The 9531-nt window shown below is 70.8% G+C and carries 12 protein-coding genes; 9 read left to right on the top strand and 3 right to left on the bottom strand.

Annotated features, from left to right (window positions below):
• Positions 1-360: 360 nt before the first annotated feature.
• Positions 361-1305, bottom strand: a complete 945-nt coding sequence (locus ADK67_RS27565) for a 4-hydroxy-3-methylbut-2-enyl diphosphate reductase (RefSeq protein ID WP_053719412.1) — start codon at positions 1303-1305, stop codon at positions 361-363.
• Between the two features lie 64 nt (positions 1306-1369).
• On the opposite strand from ADK67_RS27565, the gene ADK67_RS27560 reads away from it, so the two are divergent.
• The 6 genes from ADK67_RS27560 to ADK67_RS27535 all read left to right on the top strand — a co-directional run bounded on the left by ADK67_RS27560 (position 1370) and on the right by ADK67_RS27535 (position 5743).
• On the top strand, positions 1370-1855 hold the full coding sequence (locus tag ADK67_RS27560) for a lipid droplet-associated protein (RefSeq protein WP_053719411.1): 486 nt from the start codon (positions 1370-1372) through the stop codon (positions 1853-1855).
• A complete protein-coding gene (xseA, locus tag ADK67_RS27555; RefSeq protein ID WP_082403865.1) occupies positions 1852-3123 on the top strand; it encodes an exodeoxyribonuclease VII large subunit in 1272 nt (423 codons plus the stop codon). The genes ADK67_RS27560 and xseA overlap by 4 nt, the downstream gene beginning before the upstream one ends.
• A complete protein-coding gene (locus ADK67_RS27550; protein WP_053719434.1) occupies positions 3104-3511 on the top strand; it encodes a hypothetical protein in 408 nt (135 codons plus the stop codon). The genes xseA and ADK67_RS27550 overlap by 20 nt, the downstream gene beginning before the upstream one ends.
• The gene (locus ADK67_RS27545; RefSeq protein ID WP_053719410.1) at positions 3508-3717 is read left to right on the top strand and encodes an exodeoxyribonuclease VII small subunit; all 210 of its coding nucleotides are present in this window, start codon (positions 3508-3510) and stop codon (positions 3715-3717) included. The genes ADK67_RS27550 and ADK67_RS27545 overlap by 4 nt, the downstream gene beginning before the upstream one ends.
• Positions 3718-3771: 54 nt before the next feature.
• The gene (glpX, locus tag ADK67_RS27540) at positions 3772-4827 is read left to right on the top strand and encodes a class II fructose-bisphosphatase (RefSeq protein ID WP_053719409.1); all 1056 of its coding nucleotides are present in this window, start codon (positions 3772-3774) and stop codon (positions 4825-4827) included.
• A gap of 148 nt (positions 4828-4975) precedes the next feature.
• Positions 4976-5743, top strand: a complete 768-nt coding sequence (locus tag ADK67_RS27535) for a S1 family peptidase (protein ID WP_053719408.1) — start codon at positions 4976-4978, stop codon at positions 5741-5743.
• Between the two features lie 110 nt (positions 5744-5853).
• Here ADK67_RS27535 and ADK67_RS53920 read toward each other — a convergent pair whose 3' ends face one another.
• Positions 5854-6183, bottom strand: coding sequence for a hypothetical protein (locus tag ADK67_RS53920; RefSeq protein ID WP_231648374.1), 330 nt, complete (start codon positions 6181-6183; stop codon positions 5854-5856).
• Here ADK67_RS53920 and ADK67_RS53915 point away from each other — a divergent pair.
• Together ADK67_RS53915 and ADK67_RS27525 are read left to right on the top strand one after the other, a co-directional pair.
• Positions 6167-6487: a L,D-transpeptidase gene (locus ADK67_RS53915; RefSeq protein WP_231648373.1), complete on the top strand. Its 321-nt coding sequence runs from the start codon at positions 6167-6169 to the stop codon at positions 6485-6487. The two genes, ADK67_RS53920 and ADK67_RS53915, sit on opposite strands and share 17 nt — an antisense overlap.
• A gap of 56 nt (positions 6488-6543) precedes the next feature.
• Positions 6544-6981 (top strand): L,D-transpeptidase, encoded by a 438-nt coding sequence (locus ADK67_RS27525; RefSeq protein ID WP_053719406.1) that lies wholly within the window; start codon positions 6544-6546, stop codon positions 6979-6981.
• A gap of 58 nt (positions 6982-7039) precedes the next feature.
• Here ADK67_RS27525 and ADK67_RS27520 read toward each other — a convergent pair whose 3' ends face one another.
• Entirely contained in the window at positions 7040-8011 is a 972-nt protein-coding gene (locus ADK67_RS27520; protein WP_053719405.1) for an NAD(P)/FAD-dependent oxidoreductase, read from the bottom strand.
• A 79-nt stretch (positions 8012-8090) separates the two neighbouring features.
• On the opposite strand from ADK67_RS27520, the gene ADK67_RS27515 reads away from it, so the two are divergent.
• Positions 8091-9482, top strand: coding sequence for a class II fumarate hydratase (locus ADK67_RS27515; protein WP_053719404.1), 1392 nt, complete (start codon positions 8091-8093; stop codon positions 9480-9482).
• Positions 9483-9531: the final 49 nt, after the last annotated feature.

Here is a 9531-nt window from a genome sequence, read left to right as displayed (position 1 = left end):
CCCCGAACCAGTCCACTGGCGGCTCTTTTCCTCAGAGCGAGGGTTCCGTGTCATCCCGCCGACCTGGCGCAGCCCTACCGCGCGTGTCAAGGGGGGCGCGTGTCCACCAATGCCTGTCGGCATCGACTGTGGGCTGCGCCCCCCTTGATACGTGTGGTAGCCCTTGTGGAGGTCGGTGGGATGACACGAAACCCGGACCAACGACGGACCCGGACACACGACCAGGGCAGTCGGGGTCATCCTGCTGATCTGCCCGTCCGGCGAGGACATGCTTTTAAAAGCTCTAAACTTTCCCCCCACAAAAGAAGCGCCCCCACCGCAGAACACCGGCGTGAGGCGCTTCCCCGTAAGTCAACCGCCCTACCGGACCATGTCCTTGCGCAACTCGCGCGGCAGGGCGAAGGCGATCTTCTCGTTCGCCGTGGTGATCTCCTCGACGTTCCCGTACCCGTGCCCGGCCAGGAACTCCAGCAGCTCCATCACCAGGATGTCCGGCACCGACGCGCCCGACGTCACGCCGACCGTCGTCACGCCCTCCAACCACGCCACGTCGACCTCGTTCGCGTAGTCGATCAGGTACGACGCCCGCGCGCCCGCCTGCAGCGCCACCTCGACCAGCCGCACGGAGTTGGACGAGTTCTTCGACCCGACCACCAGCACCAGGTCGCACTCCGGCGCCATCGTCTTCACGGCGGTCTGCCGGTTGGACGTCGCGTAGCAGATGTCGTCCGACGGCGGCTCCTGCAGATCCGGGAACCGGTCCTGCAGCTGCCGCACCCGCACCATCGTCTCGTCGACGGACAGCGTGGTCTGCGAGAGCCAGACCACCTTGGACGGATCGCGCACGACGACCTTGTCGACGTCCTCGGCGGTGTCCACGAGCTGGATGTGGGAGGGCGCCTCGCCGTACGTGCCCTCGACCTCCTCGTGCCCTTCGTGGCCGATCAGCAGGATGTCGTAGTCCTCGCGGGCGAACCGCTTGGCCTCGTTGTGGACCTTCGTCACCAACGGGCAGGTGGCGTCGATCGTCCGCAGACCGCGATCCGCCGCCTCCTCGTGCACGGCGGGCGACACGCCGTGCGCTGAGAACACCACGAGAGCGCCCTCAGGAACCTCGTCGGTCTCGTCGACGAAGATCGCGCCGCGCCGGGACAGCGTCTCCACGACGTGCTTGTTGTGGACGATCTCCTTGCGCACGTAGACCGGCGCGCCGTACTGCTCCAGCGCCTTCTCCACGGTCACGACGGCACGGTCCACGCCGGCGCAGTAGCCACGCGGCTTGGCCAGGAGCACTCGCTTGTCCATGGCCACCAGGGTACGGCGTGCCGGATGTAGGCATCGGACGGCCGACTGCGGCAGGCTGTAGGGCATGAAGCCACTGCCCCTGACCGTCCGCCTGGCCGCGGGACTGGCGGTCACCGCCGTCGAGCAGGCCCGGAAGCTCCCGCAGCAACTCGCGGGCCTCCCGGTCACCGTGGTCAGTGAGGCCCTGCGGGTGTCCATGCGCGTGCAGCAGCAGGTGACGGAACTCGCAATCAAGGGTGACGAGGTGCTGTCCGTGCTGCGCCCCGTGGAGCAGGAGCCCGAGTGGGCGACGTTCGACGAGGACGAGCCGGAGACGCCGCCGGTCCAGGCCGAGGACCCGTGGGCGGAGGAGGAGCAGGCGTTGGCCGCCGAGCCGCCCGCCGTGCTGCCGAACTACGACGAGCTGTCGTTGGCGCAGCTCAGGGCACGTCTGCGCACCCTGTCCGCGGAGGATCTGGAGCAGCTGCTCGCGCACGAGCGCACGCACGCCGCCCGGCCCGAGTTCACCGGCATGCTCACCCGCCGCATCGCGAACCTCAAGAGCTCGTGACCGACGAGAAGTCCAGCCCCGAGAACCCGTGGCCGGTGCGCACGGTCGCGCGCAAGATCTTCGACTGGATCAACCGGCTCGGCGACGTGTGGGTGGAGGGCCAGGTCACCCAGCTGAGCGCGCGTCCGGGCACGGCGACGGCGTTCCTCACCCTGCGTGACCCCTCCGTGGACATGTCGATGCAGCTGACCGCGCCCGTGGGCATGGTGCGCGAGCTGCAGCTGTCCGAGGGCAGCCGGGTCGTGGTGCACGGCAAGCCCAACTTCTTCCCCAACCGCGGCACGCTGAGCCTGCGCGTCGACGAGATCCGGCAGGTCGGCATCGGCGAACTGCTGGCCCGCATCGAACGGCTGCGCAAGCTCCTCAACGCGGAGGGCCTGTTCGACCCGCGGCGCAAGCGCAAGCCGCCGTTCCTGCCGAACAAAATCGGACTCGTCACGGGGCGCGCGTCGGCCGCCGAGCGGGACGTGCTGACCAACGCGCACGCGCGCTGGCCGGGCGCCCGGTTCCGGGTGGTCAACGTCGCGGTGCAAGGGGCGTTGGCCGTGCCGCAGATCCTCACCGCACTGTCGACTCTGGACCGCGACCCCGAGGTGGACGTCATCGTGCTGGCCCGCGGCGGCGGCAGCGTCGAGGACCTGCTGCCGTTCTCGGACGAGGCGCTGTGCCGGGCGGTGGCGCAGTGCCGCACGCCGGTGCTGTCCGCGATCGGGCACGAGCCGGACACCCCGCTGGTGGACCACGTGGCGGACCTGCGGTGCTCCACGCCGACCGACGCGGGCAAGCGGGTGGTGCCGGACGTCGCGGAGGAGGGCGAGCGGATCCGCCAGCTGCGCGACCGCAGCAGGCGCGCCCTGCACGGCTGGGTGGACCGGGAGCGCAAGCTGCTCGCGTCCCTCCGCACGCGACCCGCGCTCGCCGACCCGCACGGCCCGCTGGACCGGCGCGCCGAGGACGTGGACCGGCTGCGGGAACGCGCCCGGCGGGCGGTGCGGAACCGGCTCGACTCGGAGACGTCCGGCTTGGTCGCCACCACGGCGCGCTTGACGACCCTCGGGCCTGCCGCCACGCTGGCGCGGGGGTACGCGGTGATCCAGCTCGTCACCCCCGACGGGGTCGACGGTGTGCTCCGCTCGACCTCCCAAGCTCCCGCGGGCACCCGGCTGAGGGTGCGTGTGGCCGACGGCGCCGTGCACGCGGTCGTCACCTCCGACGGGGACGGCGCCGACGCACACGAAGGAGGCGGTGGTGCCGAACCCGGCACGTGAGCCGACGTTCCTGCCCTTGACGGTGGCCGCCGCGGGTGAGGCCGACGACGACGGCGCCGACGCCGTGCGCAGCCGCGCCGTGTCGGCCGACCAGGCCGCCGCCGACTGCTGGCTGTCCTTGGTGGCCGGCTGCACGTCGGGCAGGCAGGCGTTGATCAACCGGTTGCACGACCTGTCCGAGGCGACGTCCGGCTACGCCGGGATGCGCTGGTGGCTGGGCCACGGCTCGGTGCACCGCAGGCGGGTCGCGGCCGCCGAGCACCGCATCGACGACGCCGTGCGCGAAGGTGACGGCGCGGAGTTCGCCGAGGCGTTCATCGGGTACGACCAGGCGGTCGCGACCGTCGTGGTGCACGTCCAGAACCGATTGGGGAAGTTGTCCACGTGAGCGAGCCGGGCTACGAGCAGGCCAGGGACGAGTTGGTGGAGGTGGTCCGCAGGTTGGAGGCGGGCGGCCTGTCGCTGGAGGAGTCGCTGGCGCTGTGGGAACGCGGCGAGGCCCTGGCGAAGACGTGCGAGCGGCAGCTCGCGGGCGCCCGGGAACGGATCGATCAAGCACTCAGTGTGACCGAGGAGGACGTGGCCGAGGCGTGATGACGTGCGAGGATTGGTCTACCGGCCGGTAATCGCAGTCGCAGGAGGAACGTCATGGTCACAGGCAGCAGCCCGTCCGAGCGTCGGCGCGAGGCACCCGACCGGAACCTCGCGCTGGAGCTCGTCCGGGTGACCGAGGCGGCCGCGATGGCCGCCGGGCGCTGGGTGGGCCGCGGCGACAAGAACGGCGGCGACGGCGCGGCGGTGGACGCCATGCGCAAGCTGATCGGCACCGTGTCGATGCGCGGCGTGGTGGTGATCGGCGAGGGCGAGAAGGACGAGGCGCCCATGCTGTTCAACGGCGAGGAGGTCGGCGACGGCAACGGCCCCGAGTGCGACGTGGCGGTCGACCCGATCGACGGCACCACGTTGATGGCCAAGGGCATGCCGAACGCGTTGGCGGTGCTCGCGGTGGCCGAGCGGGGCGCGATGTTCGACCCGTCGGCCGTGTTCTACATGGAGAAGCTCGCCACCGGGCCGGAGGCGGCGGACGTCATCGACATCACCGCGCCGATCGCGGAGAACATCCGCCGGATCGCGAAGGCGAAGCACAGCGACGTCTCCGACGTGACGGTGTGCATCCTGGACCGGCCGCGGCACGAGTCGCTGGTCGGCGAGGTGCGCGCGGCGGGCGCGCGGATCCACTTCATCTCCGACGGCGACGTGGCGGGCGCGATCTCGGCGGCCCGGCCGAACACCGGCATCGACCTGCTGGTCGGCATCGGCGGCACGCCGGAGGGGATCATCGCGGCGGCGGCGCTGAAGTGCATGGGTGGCGCGATCCAGGCGAAGCTGTGGCCCAAGGACGACGACGAGCGGCGGAAGGCGCTGGACGCGGGCCACGACCTGGACCGCGTGCTGCTGACCGACGACCTGGTGCGCGGCGACAACGTGTTCTTCTGCGCGACCGGCGTGACGGACGGCGACCTGGTGCGCGGCGTGCACTACCGGGCGGGCGGCTGCACGACCCAGTCGATCGTGATGCGCTCGAAGTCGGGCACGGTGCGGATGATCGACGGCTTCCACCGGCTCACCAAGCTGCGCGAGTACTCGTCGGTCGACTTCGACATCCCGTCCACGGGTGAGGACGCGCTCCCGCCGCTCCCGTAGCCGCTCCGGCCGTTGGGCCGACTGCCACCGAGCGCTGTCAACTGTGAACCGAGCGTTACCGGCCGATCGGCTGTGGCGATCACGCCGCGTTCATCCCTAGTTTCCGTTCCGTCCCCGAGCACCCTGCGCCGGGGACGGAGAGGAAGTGATGAAGGTTCGTACCCTGTTCACCGCCTTCGCGGTGGCGGTCGGAGCGGCTTTCGCCACGGCGGCCGGGGCGGCGGCGGCCCCGGCGACCGACGGCGGCGTCACCCCGTTCATCGTGGGCGGCGGCAACGCCACGCAGACCTACTCGTGGATGGTGTCCCTGCAGAGCACCACGGGCAGCCACTTCTGCGGCGGCTCGCTGATCAAGGCCAACTGGGTCGTCACGGCCAAGCACTGCGTGCAAGGCCGGTCGGCGTCCTCCATCCGGGCCCGCATCGGCACGACCAACCGCACCAGCGGCGGCACGGTCGCGTCCGGGGCCCAGGTCGTGACCCACTCGTCGTACGACATCGCGCTCGTGCGCCTGGCCACCTCGGTGAGCCAGACGCCCATCGCGGTGGCGTCGACGTCCGGCGCGACCGGCACGGCCACCCGCATCATCGGGTGGGGCCAGACGTGCGCACCGCGCGGTGGCTGCGGCGCGCCGGTGACCTTGCAGGAGCTGAACACGTCGATCGTGGCGGACAGCCGCTGCCTGGGCATCTACGGCTCGTACGAGATCTGCACGAACAACCCGAACGGCAACTCGGGCGCCTGCTACGGCGACTCGGGCGGCCCGCAGGTCAAGTCCGTGAACGGCGTGTGGCAGCTGGTCGGCGCCACCAGCCGCGCGGGCAACAACAGCTCCACCTGCGCCACCGGCCCGTCGATCTACATGGACGTGCCGGCGTTCCGCTCGTGGATCGGGCAGTACGCGGGCGCGGTCTAGCCCGCTCGACCTCGCGTTCGAAGGGCCGTCCCTCCTCCGGGTGGGGCGGCCCTTCCCAATTCGTTACCGATGGGCCTGCAACCAGGGCGTTCGGGACGGCGTCTCCAGGGTCAGTACACAGCACGATCTTGGGGGGTTTGCGCGATGCGCAGAGCAGCTCTGGTGGCGATCGCTTTCCTGGCAACGGCTTGCGGGACGTCCGAGGCGTCGGGCCCGGTCACGTCTCCTTCTTCTTCGGTCTCTTCTTCGCCGTCTTCTTCGCCTGCCTCTTCGGCCGCGCCGACGTCGTCTTCGGCCGCGCCGACGTCGGAGTCACCGGCTCCGACGACCGAGACGACGAAGACCCCGGACCCGCAGCCCGCGCCGCCGCCTCCGCCGGTGACGGTGGCCGGCACGCCGTGCGACATCACCGAGGGCGCGTGCGTGAAGCTGTCGACCAACGAGTCCTGGCTGATCAGCGGGGGCAAGATCAGCTACGGGCCGGTGCCGACGACGTCCGGCCAGCCCGGCTGGGAGACCCCCGTCGGCTACTTCTCCGTGCTGTGGAAGGTCGAGCTCGACTACAGCCGCGACTTCGGCATGGCCGAGATGCCGTACTCCACGTACTTCGTGAGCAACGGCATCGCGTTCCACGAGGGCAGCCTCACCCAGGAGTCGCACGGCTGCATCCACCTGTCACGCGAAGCGGCGGCGAAGTACTTCCACACCCTCAAGGTGGGTGACCAGGTCCAGGTCGCCGCGTAACGCCACGTGTCGGTTCACTCTTCTGTGGGTAATCCTGACACCGAGGAGTGATAGCGATGAGGAAGACGCTCGGCACGACGGCGTTAGCCGCGGCGGCCCTGACCTTCGGCCTCGCGACTCCCGGCTCCGCTTCCGCTTCGACCGGCACACCGTGTTCCGTGCAGAACGGCGCGTGCGTGCAGCTGTCCACCAACCAGGCGTGGCTCATCTACAACGGGAATGCCAGCTACGGGCCCGTCCGGGTGTCCCACGGGATGCCCGGCTACGAGACCCCGGTCGGCACCTATCCCGTGCTGCGCAAGGTGAAGGACGACTGGAGCGTGCCTTACAACGGACCGATGCCGAACGCGGTGTACTTCACCGCGAACGGCATCGCGTTCCACCAGGGTGACACGAACGTCCAGTCGCACGGCTGCGTGCGACTGGGCCCGCAGGAGTCATTGGTGTTCTACGACAACCTGTTCGCGGGCGAGCAGGTCCAGGTCGTGCCCTAACCGTGTTGGATTGCCGCTGCTCCGCAGACGGCGGTGAAGTCGCCCGGAAGTCGCAACTTCACCCGGCGTTGCTGGAGTGCCCCGGGAACAGGTGGGCCTCGGGGTTGAGCAGCACGGCGATGTTGTTGACCGCGGTGGCGGCCTCGCCGAACCCGGTGGCGATCAGCTTGACCTTGCCGGGGTACTGGGCGACGTCGCCCGCCGCGTAGACGCGGTCCCGGGCGGTGCGCATGGTGGTGTCCACCAGCACCGCCCGGTGGTCCAGCTCCAGGCCCCACGACTCGATCGGGCCGAGGTCGGCGGTGAAGCCGAGGGCCGCGACCACCGCTTGGGCGGGCAGCACCTTGCGGTCGCCGCCCTTGAGCCCCAGCTCCACCTCGGTCAGGTCCGGGTCGCCGCGCAGCGCGAGCACCTCGGCGTCGGTGATGATCTCCACGCCCAGCTCGCGGACCTGCCGCACGGTCGGCGGGTGCGCCCGGAACGTCGCGCGGCGGTGCACGATCGTGACGCTGGCCGCGATCGGGTGCAGCGCGAGCGCCCAGTCGAACGCCGAGTCGCCGCCGCCCACGACCACCACGTCCTGGCCGGTGTGCACGTTGAGCTTGGGCACGAAGTGCACCATGCCCCGGTCCAGCCAGCCGTCGCCGGCGGGCAGCGGACGCGGCCGGAACTCGCCGATGCCCGCCGTGATCAGCACCGCGCCGGCGCGCACCACGCCGCCGTCGGCCAACCCCACCTCCAGCCGACCGTCCACTTCGGACAAGGTACGGGCCTGCCTGCCGAGCAGGTAGGTGGGCTTCCACTGGTCCGCCTGCTGCACGAGCGCGCTCACCAGCTCGCGGCCGCGCACCGCCGGGAACCCGGCCACGTCGAAGATCATCTTCTCCGGGTACATCGCGGTGATCTGGCCGCCGGCCTCGGGCAGCGCGTCGACCAGCGCGACGGACAGGTCCCGGAACCCCGCGTAGTACGCCGCGAACAGCCCAGTGGGGCCCGCACCGACGATCAGCAGGTCGACCTCAAGCTCCATCCTTCGACCATAGGTGTTCCAGCCCACTCTTCCCAGCCCTCTCGGGCCGAGCCGCGGCGGGCGGTCCAAACTCGGTGGTATGGCTGAACAGGAGTACCGCGTCGAGCACGACACCATGGGCGAGGTCAAGGTGCCGGTCGACGCGCTGTGGCGTGCGCAGACGCAGCGCGCGGTGGAGAACTTCCCGATCTCCGGACGTGGCCTGGAGCGCGCCCAGATCCGCGCGCTGGGGCTGCTCAAGGCCGCCGCGGCACGGGTGAACGAGCGGCTGGGGGTACTGGAACCCGAAGTCGCCGGTGCCATCGCCGCGGCCGCCGACGCCGTCGCGGCGGGCGGGCACGACGCGCACTTCCCGGTCGACGTGTTCCAGACGGGGTCCGGCACGTCGTCGAACATGAACGCCAACGAGGTCATCGCCACCCTCGCGAGCCGCGCGCTCGGCCGCGAGGTGCACCCGAACGACCACGTCAACGCGTCGCAGTCGTCCAACGACACGTTCCCGACGACGCTGCGGGTCGCGGCGACGGAGGCGGTGGCGCGGGACGTCATCCCGGCCCTGGAGCACCTGGTCTCGGTGCTGGACGCCCGTGCCGCCGACTGGACGTCCCTGGTCAAGTCCGGTCGGACGCACCTGATGGACGCCGTGCCGATCACCCTGGGCCAGGAGGTGGGCGCGTGGGCCACCCAGGTCCGGTACGGCATCGAGCGCCTCACCTCGTCCCTGCCCCGGTTGGCCGAGCTGCCGATCGGCGGCACGGCCGTGGGCAGCGGCCTGAACGCCCCGGCCGGCTTCGGCGCGGCCGTGTCCGCCGAGCTGGCCTCCGTCACGGGCCTGCCGCTGACCGAGGCGCGCGACCACTTCGAGGCGCAGGCCACGCAGGACGGCGTGGTGGAGATCTCCGGGCAGCTGCGCGCCACCGCCGTGGGCCTCTACAAGATCGCGAACGACCTGCGGTGGCTGGGTTCCGGCCCGCGCACCGGCCTCGGCGAACTCGCCCTGCCCGACCTCCAGCCGGGCTCGTCGATCATGCCCGGCAAGGTGAACCCGGTGATCTCCGAGGCCACGATGATGGTGGTCGCGCAGGTCATCGGCAACGACGCCGCGGTCGCGTTCGCCGGCTCCCAGGGCAACTTCCAGCTGAACGTGATGCTGCCCGTGATCGCCCGCAACGTCCTGGAATCGTCCCGTCTGCTGGCCGCCGTGGCCCGCCTGCTGGCCGACAAGGTCCTGACCGGCGCCGAGCCGCAGATCGACCAAATGCGCGAGTACGCCGAGTCGTCGCCGTCCATCGTGACCCCCCTGAACCGCTACCTGGGCTACGAGGAAGCCGCCTCGATCGCCAAGCAGTCCCTGCGCGAGCGCAAGACCATCCGCGAGGTCGTCCTGGAACGGGGCCACGTCCCCTCGAAGCTCTCCGAAGCCGACCTGGACCGCGCCCTGGACGTCCTCCGCATGGCCAACCCCCACTAACCCGCGCGAGTCCTACGTTCAGAACGCGCGTGTCGTCCCTTCACGTCGC

Origin of the sequence: Saccharothrix sp. NRRL B-16348 (assembly GCF_001280085.1) — a bacterium.
Classification (GTDB): domain Bacteria; phylum Actinomycetota; class Actinomycetes; order Mycobacteriales; family Pseudonocardiaceae; genus Actinosynnema.
The sequence above is the reverse complement of the archived record's forward strand: the minus strand, read 5'-3'. Positions and strand labels throughout refer to the sequence as shown.